The following is a 24,027-nucleotide window of genomic DNA, read 5'->3' as shown; positions in this document are numbered from 1 at the left end:
GGCGGACGATGGGCCCGTCCGGGGCCGGGCGCCGTCGGCGGTGCGCTCAGTAGTGGCTGACCACCGTCGTGCCGACCGGCGCGAAGTCGAAGACGTACGCGGCATCCGATGTCGACATGTTGACACAGCCGTGCGAACCGCCCGGGCCGTCCCAGCCGAACGAGGGCTGCCACGGCGCGGCGTGCAGGGCGTAGTCGCCGTGGAAGTAGCTGACCCACTGCACATCGGGCGCGGTCCACGTCGTACCGTCGGCGTTGGTGCCCCTCATCGTCTGCGACTCGTACTTGAGGTACACCGTGAAGGTGCCGGTGACGGTCTCCATGCCCGGTCTGCCGGGCACCATGAGCATGGTGGCCTGGGCGTCCGCCCCGACGTAGGCGGTGACGGTGTCGTTGCCGAGATCGATGTCGATCCAGCGTTCGCCCGGAGCGGCCTGGTAGGCGAGGTTCTCGGCGCCGGCGGCGATGACCTTGTCCGTGTTCTGCGCCGGGACGGTGTCGTAGGTGAAGGCGCCCGAGTAGGGCCGCCCGGCGCCGAGCGCGTCAAGGAGCTGCCCGGTGATCGCCTCGGCGTTGTTGACCGACTTGCCGTCGGTGCCCTCAGCGGTGACGCGCAGCACCTCGCCCGAGGCGCTCACGAGGCGGGAGCCGTTGACGGGCGCCGTGTTGGTGCTGGCGGCGGCGGAGCCCACCCAGCCGGCGACCGCGTCCCGGTCGAGGCCCGGATCGACGGGACGGCCGTCCTCGTCGGTGGTGACCACCCAGGACGCCTTGTCGGCGGCGGTGGCGGCGATGACGGCGCCGTCCTGTCCGTTCACGGAGACCTCCGGCGCGATGAGGGCGTTCGCCGCGTCGGCCGTGCCGCGGGCCTGCTCGGTGGTGACCGCGGGGTCGACCTCGGTGAACGTCAGCGCCAGCGACTGCCCGCTCAGCGAGCGTCCGGCCTCGGCGGCCGCATCGGCGACGGCGTTCGTGTCGTAGCCCCTGCCCTTCTCGCCGGGGGAGACGGTGAAGGCTTCCTCCTCGTCCGAGAACGAGACGGACGCGTCCCTGGCCGTGGCGCCGTGCTCGGCCACGAGTCCGGCGAGGCGGGTCCGCTGGGCGTCCTCGTCGACGACGATGACGGCCGGGGTGTCCTTCGTGCGGACGAGGGCGGCGAAGCGCGAGACGATCGACTCGTTCGCCTCGAAGGCCCGGTCGGCGGTGGCCTGGGCGTCGATGCTCACACCGAGCTCGGACAGGGGGATGCGCTGGTCCTGGCCGTCCATCGTCACGACGACGGACAGGTCGGCGGCGCGCTGTTCGACCGATTCGCGCACTTGGTCGGCGGTCCTGCCGGTGATCGACCGGCCCGCGACGCTCGCACCGGGCAGGCCGTGGTCGGCCATGCGCAGCGCGTATCCCACGGCGCCCGCGGCGACGAGGACGGCCGCGAGCAGCACGACGAGCGGCACGGTCCGCTTCTTCGGAATGATGGTCACCCGCGCAGTGTAGGCGAGCGCCCGGGCAGGTCGGGGCATTCCGCTCCCCTGGCGCGGCCCCGCTCACCGGCGCACCCATCACCTCACCGATCGGGATGCCCGCTCCCCGGGCGCTCGGACGCGCCCGCCGCCGGGAGGACGTACAGCGGGGTTCCCGCGCGATGCGCCGCCGCCGAGGGGCCGAGGCGGCTCAGGCGGGCGTCTCGGCGATGGCGATGATGGAGCCGCGCGCGAGCGTGTGGAAGAAGACGTTGAAGCCGAGGAAGGCCGGCGTCGCGTCCGGCCCGACATCCAAGTGGTCGACGTCGAGGGCGAAAACGGTGAGGAAGTACCGGTGCGGCCCGTGGCCGGCCGGGGGAGCGGCCCCGATGTACCGGGCGCTGCCCGCGTCGTTGCGCAGCTGGACGGCCCGGTCGGGCAGCCCCGAGCCGGTGTCGTCGCCGGCGCCGGCGGGCAGGCTCGTGCACGTGACGGGGATGTTCGCCACCGCCCAGTGCCAGAAGCCGGAGCCGGTCGGGGCGTCCGGGTCGTACATCGTCACGGCGTAGCTCCTCGTGCCGGCCGGGGCGCCGGACCACGAGAGCTGGGGCGAGACGTCGCCGCCCCCGGTGACGCCCATGAGGCCCGACATCTGGGCGGGCGCGAACTCCTGCCCGTCGTGGACGGTGGTGCTCGTGATGGTCAGGGCGGGGACGGCCCGCATCGTGGCGAAGGGGTCATTGAGAGTCATCTCGGGGTCCTTTCGACGTGGTGTCAACAGGCTAGTCGCCGTGTCTGCGGATGGTGCCCCGGCCCGGGGAACGGCGCACGGCGACCGGCGGCCATTCGGGACTCGAGCAGGACCCGGCCGACGGTCCTGCCGGTGTCATGACGTGGTCACCCACTAGGTGGGGCAAGACTGACCATAGGTAGATGACCACCGGTGTCGGTCGACCCGGACCGTCCGAACGGACCGCGGAAGAACCAGGAGAACGAAGCGGCCATGGTCTGGGGCCGAGCGGTACGCCACACCCGGGCGCGGGGGCCGGCGACCAGGCCACCCTCGTCGAGGAAGGCGCGCCGCAGTCAAGCCCGGGCGCGGGGGCCGGCGACCCGGTCAGTACGGCCGGTGCGGCAGTGCCGCCAGGTGACGGCGCACGATCGCCTCGATGAGCGCCTCGTGCACGCCGATCGGGCGAGTCGTCGGCAGGCCCAGCGCCGCGATCCGCTTCTGGGACAGGCCGGGGAGGAGGACGTTGGTGGCCACGCTGACGTCCTCGGCGCCGGCCGTGCGCAGGCGGGCGAGCGCCTCGGCGGGACTGGGATGGGCCGAGTGGAAGAAACCCACCTCGACCGGGCGGCCGAGCAGCGCCGACAGGCGCTCGGCAGTGGCCCGGGTCCCCCGGTTCGCCCTCTCGTGGTTCGAGCCGGCCGGGGCCAGGACGACGCCGTCGCCGAGCGGGCCGAGCTCGGTCAGACGGTCGCGCAGGGCCGGGTCGAGATCGGGGCCGACATGGGAGGTGGTCCGCGCCCGGCCGTGGGTGCGCTCGATGGCGGTGGGGATGTCGTGGGTGACATGGTGGCCGGCGCTCAGGAAGGCCGGCACGACGATCGCGGGTCCGGCGGTGGGCAGGGTCCGCTCGAGGGTCTCCTCGTGCACGTCCACCCAGCCGACGTCGACCCGGGTGCCGGGCAGCCGATCGCAGACCCGTCGACGCAGGAGCTCCGCGTCCTCGGAACCGGCGGGACTGCGCGTGCCGTGCAGGACGACGACGAGGGCGGGGCGGTCCGCCCCGGCGGAGGGATCGGCGGGGGCGCCGCTCGACGTGGTGGCAGGAATGGTCATGGATCCTCGCGGGGACAGGGTGCTGCGGGGGAATGGCCTCCCGGGGGTCCGCGGGCGGTCCGTCCGGTCAGCGAGCGACACGGTGCCGAGCGCACGGCGGCGGAGTCGACGTGGGGGGCGCCCCACGAGCAGGACGGCTCCGCACTCAGTCACGCGGCCACTCTAATCGGACGCGGCAACGCTGTGGCGAGGTGTTTCTGTCAGAGGTCGGTCGGCGGTACCAGGCCCGGTGACAACGCCTCGACGACCGTGACCCCTCCCACCGGGGCCACCGACGAGGTAACGGGCCAGGTGCGCGGATGGGGCCGGACGGGCCGATGCGGCGGCCCTGCGCGGCATCTGCTGCGGGTCCGTTTCCGCCCCTGGTGGGGCGCCGTCCCCGAACTCTCCCGAAGCCGGTTCCCGTCACAGGACCGGCACAAGAATCGCACAGCTGTGCCGCGCATCATCACCGCCATGCATGAGGCATTCACTCGCCCGATCAGCCGCCGTGCGGTACTCAGCAGCCTGGCCGCGGCCACGGCCGCCACGCCCCTGCTGACAGGATGCTCGTCGTCCGCCTCGTCGCAGGGCTCGAGCTCGACCGGCTCCACCAGGGACTTCTCCGCCCTCGACTTCGACGCCACCGCAGGCGCCGAGCAGAGCACCACCGTCAGCACCGACGCGGGCGACGTCGAGGTCGGCTACACGCAGTACGACTCGATCGTCTACTGCCTCGACCCGGTCGACAGCACCCACCAGAGCCTGACCGTGAAGGTGCCCACCGTGCTCAACGGCACGGCCTGGGACGCGGGCGACGCCCCGATCGTCGTGGCGCTGAACATCGGCGGCTACTCCTCGGCGACCGCCTCCGGGGGAGCGTCCGGCGGGGGAGCACCCGGCCGGGGCTCCTCCGACGCCCCCGGCGGGGGGACCCCGTCCGAGGGCGACAGTGCGCCGGACGGTTCGGTCGGCGGGCCCGGCGCCGGCGGCGTCGCCTCGGGCGCGGGGGACACGGCCGGCTCCGATGGGCAGCCGGTCGACAACGGGGAACTGGCCCTGGCCGCCGGCTGCGTCGTGGTCGTCCCCGGGGCCCGCGGTCGCGACGCGCAGTCCTCGGACGGCACGTGGATCGGCAAGGCACCGGCCCAGATCGTCGACCTCAAGGCGGCGATCCGCTGGATCCACCACAACCGGGGCAGGCTGCCCGGTGACACGGACCACATCATCACGACCGGCTCCTCGGCCGGCGGTGCGCTCTCGGCCCTGCTCGGGGCCTCCGGCGACTCGGAGCTGTACACGAGCCGCCTGGCGGAGATCGGGGCCGCCGACGCCTCGGACGCCGTCTTCGCCTCGGCCGGATACTGCCCGCAGACCGACATCGAGCACGAGGACGTCATCTACGAGTGGACCTTCGGCGCCCAGGCCTACAACGGCGCGGCGGTCGATCGGACGGTCTCGGACGAACTGGCCGCCGGATTCGGCGCGTACGCGGCCGAGCTGAACCTCGAGGGCGTCGGCGACTACGGCGTGCTCACCGCCGACAACTACGGCGACTACTTGGTCACGAACCATCTCGCGCCGGCGGCCACCGACCATCTGGCCGCGCTGTCGGACTCCGAGCGCGCGAGCTATCTGTCGAGCAATCCCTGGATCAGCTGGCAGGACTCCCGGGCGGGCTTCGGCTTCGCCGACTTCCTGGCGCACGTGGGTCGATCCAAGCCCTGCCCGGCCGTCGACCAGAAGGACCTGGCCAGCGCCGAGAACGGCCTGTTCGGAGACGAGACCACCGACGCCCGCCATTTCACCGACTTCGGCCTGCGGCTGGCCACCGGCGACGACTCGGCGACGATCGACCAGGACATTCCCGACAAGCTGACGCTCATGAATCCGATGCACTTCCTGCGCGAGGCCAATCCGGGCCGGGCGAGGAACTGGTTCATCCGGGTGGGAACCTCCGACACGGACACCTCGCCGGTGATCGTCGCGAACCTGGCGGCCATCGCGACCGGGTTGGGCGACAGCGTCGACGCCCTCATGTACTGGGACGCGGGCCACGGCGCGAACCGGGACGCCGCGGCGTTCATCTCCTGGATCGCGGAGCGGACGGGGTTCGCCGTCTACTCGGCCTGACCGGCCCGGGCGCAGGGCCGCGGCCCTGCGCCCGGAGGGGCGTACGGCCCCGGCCGGCCGTGACAGTTCGCACGAGGACCCTGAGCGGGGCCGCGGGCCCGGACAACCCCGGCGCTGCCGTCACCGGGCGGGTCGTTCTTCTGCGAACGCATGTCATCCCCGCGCCCGCGGACGGCGCTCGCGGCCCGGCACCATCTGGTCGGGAGCGCGGGCCGGCGCGTTCCCGGGACGGGGGCGGATCGGTCGGACCTCAGCGGTGGGCGCGGCCGTGCCGGGCGAGCGCGACCACCGAGGCCGCGAGCCCGCCCCAGATGATGACGATGGCGCCGATCATGATCGTCAGGGCGATCGCTGTCATCTCAGTGCGCCTCCTCGAGCTCGTCCGAGTCGACAGGAGCGAAGTCGTCCACCGGGGTGCGCCAACCGATCACGGTGAGCACCGCTGTCGCGACGGCGCACACGAGCAGCATGCCCCACCCGAAGACGGCCTCGAAGCCGCGGGCGTAGCTCGTGGAGTCGTAGCCGCCGTGCGCATAGGCCCACGCGGTCTGGACGAACATGAAGCACAGCAGGGCGGGCACCACGGCGCAGACGAGCACCTGCCACCACGTGCCGATGACCCGCGTGCCGGAGACCGCGTTGAGGTGGCGGCGCAGCAGGCCGGTCCTGCGCAGCACCAGGCCGACGCCCACGCACATGATGATGGCCGAAGCGACCACGCCGATGTTGTTGATGAAGGCGTCCACGACGTCCAGGTCGTACAGCCCCGAGCTCGTGGCGAACAGCACGAAGGAGAGCACCGCGGAGGGGACCCCCGCGAGGAAGGAGGCCTTGACCGTGCCGAGGCCGAACTTCTCGGCGAGACCGGCCGCGACCACCTGGATGATCGAGATGAAGGAGGTCAGGCCGGCCATCGCGAACGAGGCGAAGAAGAGCACCCCGAACAGGGCGCCGCCGGGCATCTGGGAGATGACGGTGGGGAAGGTGATGAACGACAGGGACACGCCGCTGATGCCGTCCAGATCGCCCACGGCGACGCCCTGCTGGTCGGCCATGTAGCCGAGCGTCGCGAAGACCCCGATGCCGGCGAGGATCTCGAACGAGGAGTTCGCGAAGCCCGCCACCAGACCGGTGCCCACGAGGTCGGCGCGCCGGTCGAGGTAGGAGGAGTAGGTGAGCATGATACCGAAGGCCACCGACAGCGAGAAGAAGATCTGCCCGAAGGCCGCCATCCACACCCGGTAGTCGCCCAGGGCCGACCAGTTCGGTGTGAAGAGGGCGTTGAGGCCCTCGGCGGCGCCGGGCAGGCAGACGGCCCGCACGACGAGGATCGCGAACATGACGACGAGCAGCGGCAGGAAGATCTTGTTGGCGCGCTCGACCCCGTTGGTCACTCCGAGGGCGATGACGACGAGGCCGAAGGCCCACACGATGAGCAGCGGGACGACGACTCCGCTCACTGGTGCCGCCGAGTAGTCGACCGCGTCGGTGTTGAGCCCGATGAAGTCGTAGAAGAAGCCCTTGGCGTCCTCGCCCCAGGCCATGGTGAAGGAGAACACCGTGTAGCGCAGGGCCCAGGCCACGATGACCGCGTAGTAGGTCATGATGACGAAGCAGACGAGCACCTGCCACCAGCCGAGCCACTCGAACCGCCGACTGAGGCGGCGGAAGACCGCCGGGGCGCTGCCGCGGTAGCGGTGCCCCAGCGAGTAGTCGAGGAAGAGCACCGGGATGCCGACCATGAGCAGGGCCATGACGTAGGGGACGATGAATGCGCCCCCGCCGTTGGTGTAGGCGACGCCGGGGAAGCGCCAGATGTTGCCCAGCCCGATGGCGGAGCCGATCGCGGCGATGAGGAAGCCCAGCTGGCTTCCCCACTGCTCGCGCGGCGGGTCTCCGGGCGAGGAGGTCGGGGAGGGCATCGTGTCCGCCTTCCGTCTAGGAGGAGGGGGAGGCGCCGGGGCGTCCGCTCGCGCTCTGTGCGCAGTGGCGGGCGGGGCCCTCCCTCGTGCATGGCGCGGTCATTATGCGGGAGTGCGCTCGCGCGGGATGAGATCGTCCGCGATGTGGCCCCGGGGCCGGCGGCGCAGCACCGCGATGCCGGCCGCACGCCGTTCGAGGCCCTCTCCCGTTCGCGCTGGGGGAGCTGCGCGTCTCGACGGCGCCTGATCCCGCGCGTTCCTCCGCCCGTGCAGGGCGGCGAGGGGCGGGGCCCGGGGATGCCGCCCTGAGGCCCTCGGGCCCCTCACACGAACGGCTCGGAGGCCTCGTCCAGGGCGGTCACCTCGTCGGCGGCCAGCTCGAGGGCGGCCGAGGCCAGCAGGGCGGGCAGCTGCCCGGGGATGCGGGCGGAGGCGATCGGCGCGGTGGCGCCCCTGGCCCGCAACCAGGCCAGGGCGACCGCGGCCACCTCCACGCCGTGGGCGTCGGCGATGCGCCGTGCCGTGTCGAGGACGGCGAAGGCGGCCCTCGTGGCGTCCTCGTCGGGCAGATAGGCGCCGATCATGCCCTCCCTGGCCGAGCCCTCGATCTCCTCCGCCGAGTGATACTTGCCGGTCAGCAGACCCGATGCGAGGGAGAAGTAGGGGAACAGCGCCACGTCGGATTCGCGGGCGAGCGGCCCGTAGCCGTTCTCCACGTCGCCCCGGTGCAGCAGGTTGTACTGCGGCTGGAGCGCCACGGGGCGGGCGAGGCCCTCCCGGTCGGCGTATGCGATCCACTCCCGCTCGCGGTCCACGGAGAAGTTCGACAGTCCGACGTGGCGCACCACCCCCTCGCGGACCAGCGCGTCGAAGGCGCCTGCCATGTCCTCGATGCTCTGGGTCTCGTCGTCGAAGTGGGCGTAGTACAGGTCGATGCGGTCCGTGCCGAGACGCTCCAGGGAGGCCCGTGCCGCGGCCGAGACGGTGGCCGGGGAGAGCCCGTGGAACTGGGGATGGGTGGCCACCTTGGTGGCGATCAGGACCCGGTCGCGGCAGCGGCGGGCGGAGAGCCAGCGTCCGATGATCGTCTCGGACTCGCCGCCGTGGTTGCCGGGCGCCCAGTGCGAGTAGCCGTCGGCGGTGTCGATGAGCGAACCGCCGGCCGCGACGAAGGCGTCGAGCACGGCGAAGGAGGTCCGCTCGTCGCTCGTCCAGCCGAAGGTGTTGGCGCCCAGGACGAGCGGGAGGATGTCGATGTCGGTCCGCGGGATCCGCACCATGGAGGCCCCTTTCAACGTGTGGCCTCCATCCTAGGGCGGGCTCCTCGCGGTCGCCCCGTCCCCGGGACCCGCCGTTCCGGAGCCCCCGCCCGGCGAGCGCCCCGCGGGAGCCGATACGCCTCAGCTGCGCAGTGAGAAGACAAGTTCGTGCAAAATATGGACTAACCGGTACATTCAGAAGCTGAGGAGCATACCCTGACCGGGAGCCGGGCCTGACGCAGAGTGGCGGCGGGCCGGCCGTGAGCGAGGAACCCCCATGACCATTTCGTATGCCCAGACGACCACGACGACGCAGATCCTCCAACCCCTCACCGTCCGCGGCATGACGATTCCCAACCGGATCGTCATGCCGCCCATGGGAACCAACTTCGCCACCGCGGGCGGCGAGCTCAGCGACGAGCACATGGCCTACTACCGCGAGCGGGCCCGCGGCGGCACCGGGCTCATCATCATGGAGAACGTCTGCGTCGACCATCCCACCGGTTCGAACGGATACACTCAGCTGCGCCTCGACAACGACCACTGTCTGCCCCGCATGTTCGCCTTCACGGAGATGATGCACCGCTGCGGCTCGATGGCGGGGGTGCAGATCAACCACGCCGGCGCCTCGGCGGACCCGGCCCTCACCGGAGCGGCCACCCTCTCGTCCTCCGATGTGCCCTCCAAACCCGGCGGGCACGCCCCGACGCCCATGACGCTCGAGCAGATCGGACACGTCGTCGAGTGCTTCGGGCGGACCGCCCGGCGCGCCCAGCGCGCCGGTTTCGACATGGTCGAGGTGCACGGCGGGCACTCCTATCTGCTCAACCAGTTCCTCTCCCCGCTCTACAACCACCGCACCGACGAGTACGGCGGCAGCCCCCGGAACCGGGCGCGGCTGCTGGTCGAGGTGCTGCGCGAGGTGCGCTCCCAGGTCGGCGAGCGCTTCCCGATCTCGGTGAGGCTCAGTGCCGACGAACTGCTCGACGGCGGGAACCGGCTCGAGGACACCCTCGCCCTGGCCGCCCACTGCGACGAGTACGTGGACATCTGGAACGTCTCGACCGCCGAGAACCCCAATCTGCAGTACCAGATCGACATGGCCCGCCTGCCCGACGGCTGGCGCTCGACGATGGCTCGCGCCTTCCGGGAGGAGTTCGGCAAGCCGACCGTCACCTCGGGCAATGTGCGCGATCCGCAGGCGGCCGAGCGCATCATCGCCGACGGCGACGCCGATCTCGTCGCGATCGGCCGCGGTCTCATCGCCGACCCCTGGTGGGTGCGCAAGGTGCGCGAGGGGCGCCCGGAGGAGATCCTGCACTGCATCTCCTGCAACATAGGGTGCGCGGACCACCGCATCCGCCAGGGCAGGCCGATCCGCTGCACGATCAACCCGAGCATCCTCGACAACGAGTCCTACCGCGCCACGAAGGTGAGCGTTCCGACGAGGGTCGTGGTGGTCGGCGGCGGTCCGGCCGGGCTGGAGGCCGCCTCGAGCGCCGCCGAGGTCGGCTGCGCGGTGATGCTGCTGGAGCGGGGCGAGCAGCCGGGCGGCAGCGTGCGCCACGCCGCCCGGCTGCCGGCGAAGTGGCGCATCGCGAAGTATCTCGACGAGTCGGTGCTGCGCGCCCGCCGCGCCGGCGTGGACATCAGGACCGGACAGCCGGGGGAGCCCGACAGGGTTCTGGCCGAGCACCCCGATCTGGTGGTCAACGCCACCGGCGGCCTGCCCGTCGCCCCGCCCATCACCGGGCTGCGCGAGCATCTCGACCGGCCGGGCTCGACGGTCAGCTCCATCATCGGCTTCGCCTCCCGCATCGACGAGGTGGCCCGGTGGCGGGGCCGTCGGGCCGTCGTCGTGGGCGCCGGCGCGGTGGGCCTGGACGTGATGGAGCATCTGGTCGACCACGACGTGCAGGTGGTCCTGGTGGAGCGTCTGCCCGCGATCGGCAACGATCTGGACATGGTCACGCGCCTGCAGATGCTCGAGGTGCTGGAGCGCGGCGACGTGGACGTGCGCGTGAGCACGAGCCTGGCCGAGGTGCGTGAGGAGGGCGTGGTGGTGCGCCCGGCCGACGGCGAACCCGAGTTCATCGAGATGGTGCACGGGGTGATCTGCCTCGGCATGAGGCCGGTGACGTCCGGCCTGCCCGAACTGATCGAGCGCTGCACCGGCGTGGGCGTCCCGGTGATGAACATCGGCGACTCGGTGCGTCCCCGTAAGATCATCGACGCGGTGCGCGAGGGCCGTGGTGTACTGAAGGCGCTCAACGAACTCGGCAGACGCGCCGAGGCCTGAGGACGCCTTCGCGCGGTGTTCCAGCGCGACGCCACGCGACGACGGAGGGAAGACGAGAAGCATGGTTGACCAGCCATCCGCACCGGGGCCGGACGAGCCGGATGAGCAGGAGCACCGACCGGCCGTGGTGCTCGTCGGCCCGCCCGGGGCCGGCAAGACCACGGTGGGCACGCTCATCGCCCATGCGTTGGGCCTGCCCTTCCTCGACACCGACGATGAGGTGGAGCGCGTCGCCGGCATGCCCATTCCCGAGATCTTCCTCACCAAGGGCGAGCCGGCCTTCCGGGCGCTCGAGCACGAGACGGTGCTGCGCGTGCTGCGCGAGTTCGACGGCATCGTCGCGCTGGGCGGGGGGGCGATCCTGCACCCCGGCACGCAGGAGGCGCTGCGCCGGCACATGACGGTCTTCCTCGACGTCGACGTCTCGCAGGCGCTGCCCCGGGTCGGGCTCTCGGGCATCCGCCCTCTGCTCATGGGCGATCCGGTGACCAAGTTCAACGCGCTCATGGCCCAGCGCCGCGCCATCTACGAGAGCGTCTCGCAGATCAGGCTGAACACCACCGGCCGCCGCCCGCAGGACTCCGGCGAGGACATCCTGCTGGCGCTCATCAACGCCGGCACGGTCGATCTACCGCCGGGCACCGTGCGGCGCGCCGCGTCCCGGCATGCTCCGGCGAGCGTGGTGAGCGTGACCGGCCACGACGGCTACGAGATCCGCATCGGATGGGATCTGCTGCCCGAGGCCGGTGAGCTGATTCCCCGGGACGCCGAACGCGTGCTGGTGGCCCACGAGGCGGTCGTCGCTCCGAGCGCGGACCGTCTGGCCGAGGCCCTGGAGGCCGGCGGTCGCCGGGTGGTCCGCCACGAGCTGCCCGATCCGGCCCGGACGAAGAGCCTGGACGCCGTCGCCCGGCTCTGGGACCTGCTGGGCGAGCACCGCTTCGGCCGCCGGGACGCGATCGTCGCCGTGGGGGGCGCCGAGGCGATCTATCTGCTCGGCTTCGTGGGCGCCACCTGGCTGCGGGGCGTGCCCGTGGTGAACGTGCCCACCAGCCTGCTCGCCATGGTGGACGCCTCGGTCGGCGGCAAGGCCGCACTCGACCTGCCGCGCGGCCGCGATCTGGTGGGGGCCTTCCACTCGCCGTGCGGGGTGCTGTGCGATCTGGGCCTGCTGGCGAGCCTGCCGGCAGAGCAGCTCCGCTCGGGCCTCGCAGAGATCGTCAAGGCCGGTTTCGTGGGCGACGAGCAGATCCTGAGGCTCATCGAGGCCAATGGCGGCGCCGACGCCCTGGACATCCACTCGCCCGTCTTCCGCGAGCTCATGGAGCGCGCCCTCGCGGTGAAGGCCCGGGTCGTCGCCGAGGACCTGCGCGAGGTCGGGCTGCGCGAGATCCTCAACTACGGACACACCCTGGGCCACGCCATCGAGAGCTGCGAGGGCCCGGCGATGCGCCACGGCGACGCCGTCGCGATCGGCATGGTCTACGCCGCCGAGCTCGCCCACCGGCTGGGCCGTCTCGACGCGGAGGACCTCGCCCGGCACCGCAGCGTGCTGCGCATGGTCGGTCTGCCCACCGGCTACTCCGGCGCGAGCTGGCGGCAGCTGTCGCAGGCGATGTCCTGGGACAAGAAGGTCCGCAACGACGAACTGCGCTTCGTCGTGCTGGAGGGCATCGCGAAGTGCACCATCGCCCGCGCTCCGGACGAGCGGCTGCTGCGCGAGTCCTGGGCGGCGATCCGGGACCGGTGACTCGCCGGCACGGCTGCTGCTGGTCCCGTGCCGAGCCGCTGCGGCAGTGGCGGATGAGCGGAATCGGATGAGCGATGTGGCGGGGACAGGGCCGTTGAGGTAAATTAACTAACGGGTTAGTTCGCGACGTGGCGAACGCTCCCGACCGAGAGGGACCACCCCATGAACGATGAACCCATGAACGACGAAGTCATGCAGACCATCACCGGCCGCACCGAACTGCTCGGGCTGCTCGCTCATCCCATCCGGCACAGCCAGTCGCCGCGGATGCACAATCTGGCCATCGCGAGACTCGGGCTCGACTACGCCTACCTGGCCTTCGAGGTGGATGACGAGGAGCTGCCCGCCGCGGTCGAGGCCATGCGGACGCTCAAGGTCCGCGGCTGGAACGTCTCCATGCCGAACAAGATGAGGATCCTGACCTGCGTCGACACGATCACCCCCGCCGCGGAGCTCATCGGCGCCTCGAACACGGTGGTCAACGAGGACGGCAGGCTCACCGCGTACAACACCGACGGCGTGGGCGCGATGGAGGCGCTGCGCTTCTTCGACCACGCGCCCGAGGGCCGGACCATCACGATCATCGGTGCGGGCGGCGCGGGCACCGCGGTGACGGTGCAGGCCGCGCTGGACGGGGCCGCCGCGCTCAACATCTTCAACCGCAGGGATCCCTTCTGGGACAACGCCGAGCGCACGCTGGAGAAGATCAGCTCGCGCACCGGCGCGGCCGCCGTGCTGCACGACCTCGCGGACCAGGACGCCCTGGCGGGGGCGCTGGCCGAGTCCTCGGTGCTGATCGACGCGACGAACGTCGGCATGGGCGCGTTGGAGGGCAGGACGAACCTTCCGGACGTCTCGATCATCCCGCCCGAGACGTTCGTGATGCACGTGGTCTACTCGCCGGCCGAGACGAGGTTCCTGCGCGATTGCGGGCGGGCCGGCCTGCAGTGCACCAACGGCATCGAGATGATGTACCGGCAGGGCGCCGCCGCCTTCGAGCTGTTCACCGGCCACGACATGCCGCTCGACTACGTGCGCGCGCACATGGGCCGGTGAGCCGAAACCCCCGTCCGATTCCGCCGCGCCGTCCGTGAACGGGGCGCAACCACTCGTCAGAAAGGGGACGCCATGGCCACGAAGGTCCACAACATGGGGGCCGTGCTCACCTTGTACTTCTCCTACCTCGTGTACGCCATGGGCCTCATCGCCGCCAGTCAGCTGGCGGGTTCGCCGGGCGACGGCTGGGGGCTGTCCGCGGCCTGGGGGGTCGAGGCGAAGGATGTGATCTCGGCCCTGTCGGTGATGGCCATCGGCAAATTCGTCAGCTATCCCTTCGCCGGTTTCCTGGCCGACAGGTTCGGCCGCCGCAGGATCGTGCTGGTCGGCATCGCCCTCACCGCGGTCTTCTTCATCCTGCTGCCGCTCTCGCCCAATCGCACCGTCGGCATGCTGCTCGCGGCGGTCTTCGGCGCCGGCAACTCCTTCCTCGACGCCGGCACCTATCCGACGCTCATGGAGTCGAGTCCCTCGAACGCCGGCACGATGAACATCCTCATCAAGATCTTCATCTCGGCCGGGCAGTTCGTGATGCCCCTCCTCGTCACGATGGTGGGCACCCGGCACTGGCGCGTCGTGCCGATCGCCGCCGGCATCTACATGGTGGTGATGGGCATCCTGGCGTTCGTCGTCTCCTTCCCCGACTACAGGAGGATCGCGGCCGAGCAGCTGGCGGCCCAGCAGGCCGCCGAGCAGGACGCGGAGTCCGGGCAGAGCCCCACCCGCGCGCGCTTCGCCGTGGAGGGCGTCGTCTGCCTCGTCTTCATCTTCTGCACCAACGGGATCGTCTACCTGGCGAACCAGGCGCTGCCCCAGATCGGCTCCAACATCGCCCATCTGAGCACTTCCCAGGGCCGCGGCCTGACCCAGTTCTTCACGCTCGGCTCGGTGGTCGCGGTGCTGCTCACCGCCGTGATCTCCTCCCGCGGCGTCAAGTCGATCAACTTCGTGCCCGTCTACGCCGCATTCGGCCTGGTCTCCGTGCTGCTGCTCAACATCGGCGGCATGCACTCCCTGACCGGCATGAGGATCACCGCCTTCCTCATCGGCTACTTCGTCTCGGGCGGCATCATGCAGCTCGTGCTCACCGCGATGTCCGATTTCTTCCCGAAGTCCAAGGGCCAGATCGTGAGCTGGTACTGGATGGCCGGCGCGGTCGGCGGCTTCGTGCTGCCCTATGCGGTCGGTGCCATCGTGCCGAGCACCAAGGACGTCCCGGGCGACGAGGCCACTCGCCTGCTGGCCAGCGGCTACACGAACGTGGTGTGGCTCGCGGTGGCATTCAGCGTGATCGCCTTCGCAACCGCGGTCTTCGTCTTCCTGCGCCATCGCTCGATCTTCCGGGCGATCGAGTCGGTGAGGGCGAAGGCCTGAGCGCCGGACAGGAGGGGAGGACCGATGACCATGAGAACGGTGCGGCTCAAGGACGTGGTGCTGGGGGAGGGCCCGCCCAAGGTGATCGTGCCGATCACCGGGACGACGGCCGACGAGGTCCTGGCCGGGGCCGAGGCCCTGACCCCGCACGAGATCGACATCGTCGAGTGGCGCGTCGACTTCCTCGGGACGGCCCCCGACGTCGGCGCGGCCGTCGCACTCGCCGGCCCGCTGGCCGCCCGTCTGGGCGGGCGGGGGCTGCTGGCCACCTTCCGGACCGCCGACGAGGGCGGTGAGAAGGCGATCAGCGCCCAGGACTACGTGGCTCTCAACTCGGCCCTGATCGACTCGGGGCACGTCGATGCGGTGGACGTCGAGTTCTTCCGCGGCCCGCAGGTGGTGCGCGAGGTGATCGACGCCGCGCATGCCCGGGCGGTGGCGGTGGTGGCGTCCAACCACGACTTCGACGCCACGCCGTCGGCCGAGGAGATCGTCTCCCGCCTCAGGCGGATGCAGGAGGCGGGCGCCGATGTTCCGAAGCTGGCGTGCACCCCGCACGACACCGGCGACCTGCTCACCCTCCTGTCGGCCACCTGGCTGATGTCGGCGCACCACGCCGATCGTCCGATCATCACCATGTCGATGGGTCGTGAGGGGATGCTCTCGCGCATGACCGGCGCCTTCTTCGGCTCGGCCGCCACCTTCGGCATGGTCGGGCGCCCCTCGGCGCCCGGTCAGATCCCCGTCGGGGAGCTCAACCGGATCCTCGGGCTCCTCGGCGAGTGGGCGCCGGAGCACTAGCCCGTGCGCCCGCCGCGGGGCCCGGGCGCAGCCGGGTCCCGCGGCCCCGGCTCGCCCGCCCCGGGTGAGGAATGGAGGCTGAGTCCATGACCGTGCAGCGTCAGGGTCGGCAGATCGGTGTCATGGTGGTCGACGGCCACGAGATCGTCCGGCGGGGGCTCGGCGTCATCCTCGCGGACGCCCGCGGCGTCGAGCTCGTCGGTGAGGCCTCGGGCGTGGCGGAGGCCGTGCGGCTGGCGCCGCCGCTGGCGCCGCAGATCGTCCTGGTCGCGCTGCGGCTGCCCGACGGCACGGGGCTCGAGCTGATCTCGCAGCTGCGCGGCGCGCTGCCGGGCTCGCGCTTCATCGTGCTCACCTCGGTGGACGACGACGAGGCGATGCGCGAGGCCCTCACGGGCGGGGCGAGCGCCTATCTCAGCAAATCGCTGCGGGGCATCGAGGTGGTCTCCGCCATCAAGGGCGTCGCCGCGGGGCGGGCCGTGGCCGGTCAGCGGCTTCCGCCCCGCCGTCGTGGGGCCGCCGATCTGACCGAGGGCCTCACCCCCTCGGAGCGGCGCGTCCTGGAGCTCATCGGCGAGGGGCTGAGCAATCGCGAGATCAGCGATCGGCTGGGGATCGCCGAGAAGACCGTGAAGAACCACATCACCTCGCTGCTGGCGAAGATGGGGCTGCGGCGGCGCACCCAGGCCGCCACCTGGATCGTCACCCGGCGGGCCTCGTCGTGGCGGCGCTGGGCTGAGCCGGCCGATCAGCCTTCGCGGAACTCGACGCCGAAGCCGCCGCGGGGATAATGCCAGCTGAGCGAGCCGGCGGGCATGACGGCCAGGCAGGTGCCGCACTCCAGGCAGGCCGCGTACTCGGCCGAGATCGTGCCGTCGGGCTCCTCGGCGTAGACGTGCGCCGGGCAGGCGGCCACCAGCAGCCGCCCGGTGCCGGTGACCCGCACGATCCGCTGGTTGATCTCGATGTGGCCGAACTCCTCGTCCGTCTGGTAGCTGTTCCTCGCCAGGCGCTCGGCGACGGTGCCCATGATCCGCGTCATCGTTGCTCCCCTCTCACAGCGCCCGCACGGCCTGCCAGGCGTCCCTGGCCAACTCGGTCGGCCTGATCCTCGAGCCCTTGAGGGCCGATGCGGCGATGCCGGCGAGATGCCTGCGGGGCGTGGCGTCTAGGTCGTAGATGCCGTGCAGCACATCGGCGAGGAGGGCTCCGTAGTCGTGGTAGAGCCGGGGGCTGTCCATCAGGGCGGGGAGCTTCGCGTAGAGCTCCATGTCCTGACCCACGAAGCCCCTCCCCAGCTCCTCGCCGTAGCGGTCCATGGACTCCTGGGAGAAGTCCCGGTCGGCCAGCGCCGCCCCGGCGGCCCGCGCCGCAGCGAGTGCGCTGCCGGCCGCCAGATCCATGCCGCGGATCGTCATGCCGGTGTTGAGCGTGAACCCGCCGGCGTCGCCGATGATGAGCAGCCCCGGGCGGGTGAGGTCATGAGCCGCCATCGCCGGACCGTCCTCGATGGTCAGATGACAGCCGTACTCGAGCAGTTCGCCGTCCTTGAGCAGGGGGGCGATCGCCGGATGGGACAGGAAGTGGTCGTGCACGTCCGAGGAGGCCAGCCCCTTGGCCGCCAGATCGTCCAGCCGCAGCACCACGCCCACCGAGACCGAGTCGATGTTCGTGTAGAGGAAACCGCCGCCTGCGCAGCCCCGAGTGGCCTCGCCCACGACCGCGTAGGCGACGCCCTCCCGGTCGTTCAGGCGGAAGCGGTCCTCGAGCAGTTTCCGGGGGAGCCGGACGACGGACTTCACGCCGACGGCCAGGTGCTTGCGCGGTTCCCTGGCGCGGATGCCGGCCTGCCTGGCGATGAAGGAGTTCACGCCGTCGGCGGCGATCACCACGCGGGCGCGGAGCTCGTCCTCGCCGGCGCGCACGCCCACGATGCGGCCGTCCTCGACGAGCAGCGCGTCGACCCTCACCTGGGGCATCACCATGACGCCGGCCTCCTCGCACTGCTCGGCGAGCCAGGCGTCCAGCTTGGCGCGCAGCACGGTCACGGCGTTCACCGGCTCCGCCAGACGCTGGTCCCAGTAGTCGATGTCGACCGATGAGCTCTCGTTGAGGAAGGAGAGCACATTGCGGGTGATCCGCCGCTCGACGGGGGCCCGGGCGGCGAAGTCGGGGAAGACCTGCTCCATGACCCGGCAGTAGAAGACGCCTCCGGACAGATTCTTGGCGCCCGGCTGGTTCCCGCGCTCGATGAGCACCACCTCGTGGCCCGCGCGGGCCAGCTGATGGGCGCAGACGGTGCCCGCGACGCCCCCGCCGATCACGATCGCGTCGAAGACCTCCTCTTCGGCCTCTTCGCCACTCATCTCATGTCCCGCCCTCTGTCCCGCCCTCGGCCCAGTGCCGTGACGAGGGCCGGGAGCACCTCGTAGAGGTCCCCGACGACTCCGTAGTCGGCGTGGGCGAAGATCGGCGCGTGCTCGTCATTGTTGATCGCCACGATGGTCCTCGCCTCGCGGACGCCCGCCATGTGCTGCAGCTGTCCCGAGACGCCCACCGCGACGTACAGATCGGGTTTCACCGTCTGCCCCGAGACGCCCACGTAGCTGTCCTTGGGCAACCATCCCACGCCCTCGGCCACGGGGCGGGAGCAGGCCAGTTCGGCGTCGAGCGAGGCCGCGAGATCCCGGGCGAGCCCCAGGTCGGCCTCGGCCCTGAAGCCGCGGCCGACCGCCACGATGCGCTTCGCGGAGGAGAGATCGGTGCCGGCCTCCGCATCGCTCGTCTCGGCGGTGATGCGCGCCGCGAAGGGCTCGGCCGACTCGTCGAAGGGCTCGGCGGCCTGCTCGCCGGGGAGCTCCGCGCCGCCGGGCAGCACGAGCACTGCGGGCCGGTCGGTGCGGATCCTCTCGCGGGCGATCCCGCCGAAGCGGTCGATCTCGAAGAGGCCATCGGCGACGGCGACGACTCCGGTGAGCACGGGCGCGCCGAGGCGGGCCGCGAGGGCCCCGGCGAGCACGCGCTCACCGGCCCGGTCGGGAACCAGCACCGCATCGCCCGGTCGGGCCTCGACCGCGGCGCAGACCGCCGGCGCTGCGGCCTCGGCGGGCAGTCCCTCGGTCAGCGGGACGGTGAGCACTCGGTCGGCGGCGGGCAGGACATCGATCCCGACGCCGACGATGGTGACGGGGGAGCCGAGCCGGTCGGCCATCGCGACGAGGCCGGCGATCTGGTTGCTGGTGGTGATGATCCACGTGGTCATGGCTGGTTGTTCTCCTCAATCGCTCTTCACAGCAGGCCGTCCGCGCGCAGCGCGGAGACGAGCTCGGCGGCATCGGCGACGATCCTGTTCCGACGGGCCCTGGCGGCCGGGCGCGAGCGCCCCGCGACGGCGAGCTCGACGCTGCTCGGCTCGAGGTCGGCAGCGGTCACGGCCTCGACCGTCTTCCTGCCCGCCGCGAGGATGTCCTTCATGCCCGGGACCTTGACCTGGGCGGCGTCCGAGGCGATGGCGAGCACCGCCGGGCCGGCGATCGCGATGGTGCGGGTGCCTCCCGGGACGGCCTGGACGATGGACCAGCCGTCATCGGTCCGTTCGACCCCGGTCACGTCCTGGAGGCACGGCCAGCCGAGGTGGCCGGCGAGCAGGGCCGACACGAGCTTGGCGTTCTCGTCGATGGAGGCGTCGCCGGTGAGCACCAGGTCGACCCCGTCGATCCTGCGGACCAGGCCGGCCAGGGCCTGCGCGACCCGGGTGCGGTTCCAGTCGGCGCTCTCGTCTTCGGCGAGCACCAGGCCGCGGTCGAAGCCGCGCGACATGGCCGCCTTCTTGGCCATGGATCCGTTGACGGCGGCGGTGCCCACGCTGACGCCGACGAGCTCGCTCCCGATCGCCGTTGCCAGCTCCCGACCCACCTGGATGGCGACGGGATCGTACTCGCTCAGTGCGGGCTTGGCGCGCGACCAGTCGACAACGCCCTCGGCGTCGACCGATGCGTCCTGCGGATTCGATGCCCATTTGTAGGCGACGACGATGGTCATGAGCCTTCTCTTCTCCTAGACGGGGTGATCGGGACTGCATCGTCCCGCTGCGGCACGGCCCGGGCCCGCTCGGTGAGAACCGCACCACATTATTAACCAACTGGTACAATTATATCTGCGGAACTGCTTCGGTGTACGGTCTTTGGTCCTAGACGGAGTCCTCCCGCCGGGCCCCGCCCGGTTCCCGGCGCAGAGCCCACCATCCCCCCTCACCAGCGGGATCGGGCTCCGATCAGGCCGCATGCGATGGTTCCGGGCGCGCAGCGGCGCCCTGGCCGATACGGGGAGGGAGGGCCATGACGCACGGCAGCCCCCGGGCCCACGACACCGGGGGAGAGGAGTACTCGATCCCCGGTTTCGCGGAGCTCACACCGCCCTGCTCCCATGCCTGCGGTGCCCATGAGCCGGTGCGCGAATGGGTGCTCGCCCTGCAGCGCGACGACGAGGACTCGATCCACCGCGCCTGGGCCCGCATCGTCGCCGCCAACCCGCTGCCCGCCGTGCTGGGGCGGATCTGCTACGCCGACTGCGAGCGCGACTGCAATCGCGGCGCGCTCGACGGCGCCGTGTCGATCCGCGAGCTGGAGGGCCGGGTGGGCGACTACGCCTTGGCGCGGGGCTGGGCGCTGCCTCCGGCGCCGCGCCCGCCCGGAGCCCGGAGCGCCCGGATCGCGGTGGTCGGATCGGGCCCCTGCGGGCTGTCCGCCGCCAGCCGTCTGGCCCGTGCCGGTCACCGGGTCACGCTGTGGGAGGCCCAGCGCGAACTGGGCGGCCTGCTGCGGCGCGGCATCAGCGGGGAGCGCCTGCCGCGCTCCGTGCTCGACGCCGAGATCGACCGCATCACGGCCCTCGGCCTCGACGTCCGGACCGGTCGGCCGCTGCGCCGGGTTGAGGACGTCCTGGCCGACTCGGACGGGGTGATCTGGGCGGCAGGTGCCTCGATGTGCATGGCGCTGGTCGCCGGTCGCACCCTGTGGCGCCAGCCCCTGCACACGAGAACCCGGCCGCGGCGCACGGCCTCGCTGTCGATCGGGCGGGGACTGCGCGCGGCCGATGCCCTGGACGCCCAGCTGAGCGGCACCGAGGGCGTCCCGCCCGGGGCCCAGCCGGTGGTCGATGGGCGGCGGATGAACACGGGGCATTTCGGGACGCGCGCCCCGGTGCTGCCGAGCGGGCAGGCGACGGGCGGCGCCGCGGGGCGCCGCCCGGACGATCCGCTGTCGGGGCTGGCGGAAGTGGCCGCAGAGGCCAACCGGTGCATGTCATGCGGCAGCTGCATGGCCTGCGACCTGTGCCACGACGTGTGCCCCTTCTACGCCATCGAGCTGCTCGATTCAGGCGGCTACGGGATCATGGCGGACGACTGCGAGGGCTGCGAAATCTGCGTTGCCGAGTGCCCGACCGGAGCGCTCGTCATGCCCGCACCGGAAATCGACACCGCGCCCCGGGTCATTCGCCCGCGGCTCGACTGAGAGCAACCGATCGAACGATCCCGGCAAGAGCCCGGGCTCATTCAAAGGCACCTCATCGCCATCGATGACACCTTGCCGCAGCCATGTCGCTGGGCAACTTTAATGATCATCAGTATACTCCGGGGGCGCGGTCCGCACGATCGGCCGTCCCGCACGGCGAACCACGGCAATCGCGGCATCGCGAGGCCCGGGCCGTGCCCCGGCCGGCAGGACACGCGCCACGGATCATCAGCCACCAGGAAGTAAAGCTCCCATGTCATCGTCCACCATCAATGGCCGCAGACTCCGCCGGGATCCCGTTCTGACCAGGCAGGAGATTCTCGAGGCGGCCACCGAGGAGTTCGCTCTGCACGGCTTCTACGGGGCCCGCACCGAGGACATCGCGGAGCGCACGAATACCTCCAAACGGATGATCTACTACTACTACGGCTCCAAGGAGGCGCTGTACGCGGCGGTGCTGCTGGAGAACTACCTGAGGATCCGGAAGCTGGAGGCCGATCTGGGGCTGTCCGAGATGGAGCCGGTCGACGGGCTGGTCCGGCTGATCAGGGCGACCCTCGACCACTACGAGAGGAATCCGAATCTGGCGCGCATCGTGGCGCTGGAGAATCTGCTCGAACAGGGTCAGGTCGCGGCCCGGATCCCCGATTTCCAGAGGCTCAACGCGAGCGCGCCCGGGACCATCGCCGAGCTCCTGGAGCGCGGCCGGGCCACGGGCGTGTTCCGCTTCGGCACGGGCGCGCCCAGCGCCCTGGACGTGCACCAGGTGCTGTCGGCCCTGGCCCTGAACCGCATCGAGCACCGGGCTACCTTCCGGACGGCCTTCGGGCGCGACCTGCTCGGGGGCAGGGACAACGCCCATGTCCGGGCGCTCGTCGAGGAGACCGTGCTGCGCCTGGTGCTGAAGGACCCCGAGGGCTATCTCGCCGGGCACTGAGCACCGCCCTCAGCCCGCCAGGGCCGCCGGCCCCCCGAGCGCTCCGTCGCGAGCATCGCCACGATGCGTTCGCGCAGCACCCGCTTGGCGACCTTGCCGGAACTGGTGGTGGGGATCTCGTCGAGGTACTCGACCCGCTCGGGGATCTTGAACTTGGCGATGCCGCAGGAAACGAAATGGTCGTGCAGATCGGCCACGGTGAGTCGGGGCCGATCGCCTCGGGACACGAGGAAGGCGCAGGCCCGCTGGCTCATGACCTCGTCGGGCATCGCCACCACGGCGGCCGACAGGACGGCCGGATGGCACATCAGCACGCGTTCCACCTCGGCCGCGCTGATGTTCTCCCCGCCGCGGTTGATGACGTCCTTGCACCGACCGGTGACCCGGATGTACCCGTCGTCGTCCATGATCGCCAGATCGCCGCTGTAGTACCAGCCGTCCTCGTCCATCGCGGCGGCCGTCAGATCGGGCCGGCCCAGATAGCCGCAGAACACGGCCGGGCCGCGGGAGGCCTCCTCGCCCTCGACGCCGGGCGGAACGGGCCGACGGGTGACCCGGTCGACGATGCGGATCTCGGTGCCCGGGCAGGCCCTTCCGTCGGTGTTGAGCACCCGCTCGTCGCTGTCCTGGAAGGTGGTCATGGTGTGCGGCGCGGACTCGGTGGCGCCGTAGACGGAGTGGACGCGGATGCCCAGATCACGGGCGCGCTCCACCAGCCGCCGCGGCACCGGCGAGCCGCCGCAGCACAGGAAGCGCATCCGCTCCAGCCCGGTGCCGTCGGTCTCGCAGGTGCACAGCATGGAGTCGATCACGGACGGGACCGACATGCCGCAGGTGGCCCCGTGACGGCTCGCCATCGCCGCCATCTCCGGGCCCTTCGTGCTGTCGCACAGCAGCGAGACGCCCCGGGTGAGCATGGGCATCACGACCCCGTGCATGAAGCCGGTCGCGTGGCCCACCGGCGCGGGCATGAGCATCCGGTCCTCGGGCCCCAGACGCAGGGCGTAGGAGAAGCCGATCTCCGAGGCGATCAGATTGTTGTGGCTCAGCATGACGCCCTTCGGCTCGGACTCGCTGCCCGAGGTGAACAGGACCGCGGCGAGGTCCTCGCCGTGGGCCGGCAGCCAGTCGTCCTCGGTCAGCGGTCGGGCGGCGCCCACCGCCTCCGGGAGATCGCCCGCGGCGACGGGCGGGTCGTGCACGAAGAGCACCTGCCGGAGACTGTCGGTCTGCTCCACCAGTTCGGCGCCCAGCACGTGGTGGTCCGTCGAGCGGAAGGCCGCCGGCATGAGCATGACCCGGGTGCCGCAGGTGTCCACCGCGTGACGCAGTTCGCTGAGTCGCAGGTTGGCCGGGAGCGGGTTGATCACCGCCCCCGCCTTCAGCACACCGACGAAGACCGGCAGGAACTCGGCCCAGTTGGGCAGCTGGACGGCGACCACCTCGCCGCGGCGCACCCCCGCTCCGACGAGCCATCCGGCGAATCGGGAGGACAGCTCGTCCACCTGAGCGTAGGTGAAGCCGGTGCCCTCGCGATCGATGACCGCGGTCGCATCGGGGCAGGCGAGCGCCGCGAGCCGCCACCAGTCGAGCAGGCCGTGCTCGCCCCACCAGCCGCGGGCGCGGAAGTCCTCCCGGAGCCGCGCCGGCACGGCGGCGAAGCCGGGCTCGTGACGTCTCGGCGTCCTCGGCACGGTGA

The 24,027-nt window shown here is 71.4% G+C and carries 20 protein-coding genes; 9 read left to right on the top strand and 11 right to left on the bottom strand.

The genetic code is table 11. The features are described 5' to 3' along the window. Positions 1-46 precede the first annotated feature (46 nt). From K336_RS0101075 to K336_RS13480, 3 genes are all read right to left on the bottom strand, one after another. Positions 47-1,480, bottom strand: a complete 1,434-nt coding sequence (locus K336_RS0101075; protein ID WP_162142542.1) for a L,D-transpeptidase family protein — start codon at positions 1,478-1,480, stop codon at positions 47-49. A gap of 190 nt (positions 1,481-1,670) precedes the next feature. Continuing rightward, positions 1,671-2,210 (bottom strand): YbhB/YbcL family Raf kinase inhibitor-like protein, encoded by a 540-nt coding sequence (locus K336_RS0101070; protein ID WP_021796285.1) that lies wholly within the window; start codon positions 2,208-2,210, stop codon positions 1,671-1,673. Positions 2,211-2,576: 366 nt separating this feature from the next. Next, positions 2,577-3,305, bottom strand: a complete 729-nt coding sequence (locus tag K336_RS13480) for a sirohydrochlorin chelatase (protein ID WP_051245280.1) — start codon at positions 3,303-3,305, stop codon at positions 2,577-2,579. Positions 3,306-3,761: 456 nt separating this feature from the next. Here K336_RS13480 and K336_RS0101060 point away from each other — a divergent pair, with 456 nt between their 5' ends. After that, positions 3,762-5,417 carry a subtype B tannase gene (locus tag K336_RS0101060; protein ID WP_081660490.1) on the top strand — a complete coding sequence of 552 codons (1,656 nt, stop codon included), beginning with the start codon at positions 3,762-3,764 and terminating at the stop codon, positions 5,415-5,417. 250 nt (positions 5,418-5,667) lie between these two features. Here the strand turns inward: K336_RS0101060 and K336_RS18280 are convergent, their stop codons facing one another. The 3 genes from K336_RS18280 to K336_RS0101045 form a co-directional block, all read right to left on the bottom strand. Next, positions 5,668-5,775, bottom strand: a complete 108-nt coding sequence (locus K336_RS18280; RefSeq protein ID WP_123826403.1) for a methionine/alanine import family NSS transporter small subunit — start codon at positions 5,773-5,775, stop codon at positions 5,668-5,670. 1 nt (position 5,776) lies between these two features. Continuing rightward, positions 5,777-7,339 carry a sodium-dependent transporter gene (locus K336_RS0101050; RefSeq protein ID WP_028706057.1) on the bottom strand — a complete coding sequence of 521 codons (1,563 nt, stop codon included), beginning with the start codon at positions 7,337-7,339 and terminating at the stop codon, positions 5,777-5,779. Between the two features lie 323 nt (positions 7,340-7,662). Continuing rightward, positions 7,663-8,619 carry an aldo/keto reductase gene (locus tag K336_RS0101045; protein WP_021796288.1) on the bottom strand — a complete coding sequence of 319 codons (957 nt, stop codon included), beginning with the start codon at positions 8,617-8,619 and terminating at the stop codon, positions 7,663-7,665. Between the two features lie 256 nt (positions 8,620-8,875). Between K336_RS0101045 and K336_RS0101040 the strand changes: the two genes are divergently transcribed. The 6 genes from K336_RS0101040 to K336_RS13470 all read left to right on the top strand — a co-directional run bounded on the left by K336_RS0101040 (position 8,876) and on the right by K336_RS13470 (position 16,669). Further along, positions 8,876-10,897, top strand: coding sequence for an oxidoreductase (locus K336_RS0101040; RefSeq protein ID WP_051245279.1), 2,022 nt, complete (start codon positions 8,876-8,878; stop codon positions 10,895-10,897). Between the two features lie 61 nt (positions 10,898-10,958). Then, positions 10,959-12,647 (top strand): 3-dehydroquinate synthase, encoded by a 1,689-nt coding sequence (gene aroB, locus K336_RS13475; protein ID WP_021796283.1) that lies wholly within the window; start codon positions 10,959-10,961, stop codon positions 12,645-12,647. 177 nt (positions 12,648-12,824) lie between these two features. Continuing rightward, entirely contained in the window at positions 12,825-13,703 is an 879-nt protein-coding gene (locus tag K336_RS0101030) for a shikimate dehydrogenase (RefSeq protein ID WP_021796296.1), read from the top strand. A gap of 72 nt (positions 13,704-13,775) precedes the next feature. Continuing rightward, the gene (locus K336_RS0101025; RefSeq protein WP_028706055.1) at positions 13,776-15,077 is read left to right on the top strand and encodes an MFS transporter; all 1,302 of its coding nucleotides are present in this window, start codon (positions 13,776-13,778) and stop codon (positions 15,075-15,077) included. Positions 15,078-15,101: 24 nt separating this feature from the next. Continuing rightward, positions 15,102-15,878, top strand: coding sequence for a type I 3-dehydroquinate dehydratase (aroD, locus tag K336_RS0101020; RefSeq protein WP_021796304.1), 777 nt, complete (start codon positions 15,102-15,104; stop codon positions 15,876-15,878). Between the two features lie 86 nt (positions 15,879-15,964). Then, positions 15,965-16,669 carry a LuxR C-terminal-related transcriptional regulator gene (locus K336_RS13470; RefSeq protein WP_051245277.1) on the top strand — a complete coding sequence of 235 codons (705 nt, stop codon included), beginning with the start codon at positions 15,965-15,967 and terminating at the stop codon, positions 16,667-16,669. Here the strand turns inward: K336_RS13470 and K336_RS0101010 are convergent. From K336_RS0101010 to K336_RS0100995, 4 genes are read right to left on the bottom strand one after another with little or no spacing between them, the layout of a single operon-like run. Next, positions 16,627-16,920 (bottom strand): ferredoxin family protein, encoded by a 294-nt coding sequence (locus tag K336_RS0101010; protein WP_028706053.1) that lies wholly within the window; start codon positions 16,918-16,920, stop codon positions 16,627-16,629. The genes K336_RS13470 and K336_RS0101010 overlap by 43 nt on opposite strands. A gap of 13 nt (positions 16,921-16,933) precedes the next feature. Continuing rightward, a complete protein-coding gene (locus K336_RS0101005; RefSeq protein ID WP_028706052.1) occupies positions 16,934-18,244 on the bottom strand; it encodes an FAD-dependent oxidoreductase in 1,311 nt (436 codons plus the stop codon). After that, positions 18,241-19,140 carry an electron transfer flavoprotein subunit alpha/FixB family protein gene (locus K336_RS0101000; RefSeq protein ID WP_028706051.1) on the bottom strand — a complete coding sequence of 300 codons (900 nt, stop codon included), beginning with the start codon at positions 19,138-19,140 and terminating at the stop codon, positions 18,241-18,243. The genes K336_RS0101005 and K336_RS0101000 overlap by 4 nt, the downstream gene beginning before the upstream one ends. Positions 19,141-19,166: 26 nt before the next feature. Further along, positions 19,167-19,919 (bottom strand): electron transfer flavoprotein subunit beta/FixA family protein, encoded by a 753-nt coding sequence (locus K336_RS0100995; protein WP_028706050.1) that lies wholly within the window; start codon positions 19,917-19,919, stop codon positions 19,167-19,169. A 296-nt stretch (positions 19,920-20,215) separates the two neighbouring features. Between K336_RS0100995 and K336_RS0100990 the strand changes: the two genes are divergently transcribed. Together K336_RS0100990 and K336_RS13465 are read left to right on the top strand one after the other, a co-directional pair. Then, positions 20,216-21,391 (top strand): NAD(P)-binding protein, encoded by a 1,176-nt coding sequence (locus K336_RS0100990; RefSeq protein WP_028706049.1) that lies wholly within the window; start codon positions 20,216-20,218, stop codon positions 21,389-21,391. 253 nt (positions 21,392-21,644) lie between these two features. Next, entirely contained in the window at positions 21,645-22,328 is a 684-nt protein-coding gene (locus K336_RS13465; protein WP_021796287.1) for a TetR/AcrR family transcriptional regulator, read from the top strand. Here K336_RS13465 and K336_RS13460 read toward each other — a convergent pair. Next, entirely contained in the window at positions 22,310-24,022 is a 1,713-nt protein-coding gene (locus tag K336_RS13460) for an AMP-binding protein (protein WP_051245276.1), read from the bottom strand. The genes K336_RS13465 and K336_RS13460 overlap by 19 nt on opposite strands. Between the last annotated feature and the right edge of the window lie 5 nt (positions 24,023-24,027).

It is taken from the genome of Propionibacterium acidifaciens DSM 21887 (assembly GCF_000426605.1).
Lineage (GTDB): Bacteria > Actinomycetota > Actinomycetes > Propionibacteriales > Propionibacteriaceae > Propionibacterium > Propionibacterium acidifaciens.
The sequence above is the reverse complement of the archived record's forward strand: the minus strand, read 5'-3'. Positions and strand labels throughout refer to the sequence as shown.

Coding starts and splice junctions, on each gene's coding strand:
- K336_RS0100990 (WP_028706049.1), top strand. CDS start 20,216: ATGACGCACGGCAGCCCCCGGGCCCACGACACCGGGGGAGAGGAGTAC.
- K336_RS0101030 (WP_021796296.1), top strand. CDS start 12,825: ATGAACGACGAAGTCATGCAGACCATCACCGGCCGCACCGAACTGCTC.
- K336_RS0101025 (WP_028706055.1), top strand. CDS start 13,776: ATGGCCACGAAGGTCCACAACATGGGGGCCGTGCTCACCTTGTACTTC.
- K336_RS0101045 (WP_021796288.1), bottom strand. CDS start 8,619: ATGGTGCGGATCCCGCGGACCGACATCGACATCCTCCCGCTCGTCCTG.
- K336_RS13480 (WP_051245280.1), bottom strand. CDS start 3,305: ATGACCATTCCTGCCACCACGTCGAGCGGCGCCCCCGCCGATCCCTCC.
- K336_RS0100995 (WP_028706050.1), bottom strand. CDS start 19,919: ATGACCATCGTCGTCGCCTACAAATGGGCATCGAATCCGCAGGACGCA.
- K336_RS13465 (WP_021796287.1), top strand. CDS start 21,645: ATGTCATCGTCCACCATCAATGGCCGCAGACTCCGCCGGGATCCCGTT.
- aroD (WP_021796304.1), top strand. CDS start 15,102: ATGACCATGAGAACGGTGCGGCTCAAGGACGTGGTGCTGGGGGAGGGC.
- K336_RS0101000 (WP_028706051.1), bottom strand. CDS start 19,140: ATGACCACGTGGATCATCACCACCAGCAACCAGATCGCCGGCCTCGTC.
- K336_RS0101060 (WP_081660490.1), top strand. CDS start 3,762: ATGCATGAGGCATTCACTCGCCCGATCAGCCGCCGTGCGGTACTCAGC.
- K336_RS0101070 (WP_021796285.1), bottom strand. CDS start 2,210: ATGACTCTCAATGACCCCTTCGCCACGATGCGGGCCGTCCCCGCCCTG.
- K336_RS0101010 (WP_028706053.1), bottom strand. CDS start 16,920: ATGACGCGGATCATGGGCACCGTCGCCGAGCGCCTGGCGAGGAACAGC.
- K336_RS0101050 (WP_028706057.1), bottom strand. CDS start 7,339: ATGCCCTCCCCGACCTCCTCGCCCGGAGACCCGCCGCGCGAGCAGTGG.
- K336_RS13470 (WP_051245277.1), top strand. CDS start 15,965: ATGACCGTGCAGCGTCAGGGTCGGCAGATCGGTGTCATGGTGGTCGAC.
- aroB (WP_021796283.1), top strand. CDS start 10,959: ATGGTTGACCAGCCATCCGCACCGGGGCCGGACGAGCCGGATGAGCAG.
- K336_RS0101040 (WP_051245279.1), top strand. CDS start 8,876: ATGACCATTTCGTATGCCCAGACGACCACGACGACGCAGATCCTCCAA.
- K336_RS18280 (WP_123826403.1), bottom strand. CDS start 5,775: ATGACAGCGATCGCCCTGACGATCATGATCGGCGCCATCGTCATCATC.
- K336_RS0101005 (WP_028706052.1), bottom strand. CDS start 18,244: ATGAGTGGCGAAGAGGCCGAAGAGGAGGTCTTCGACGCGATCGTGATC.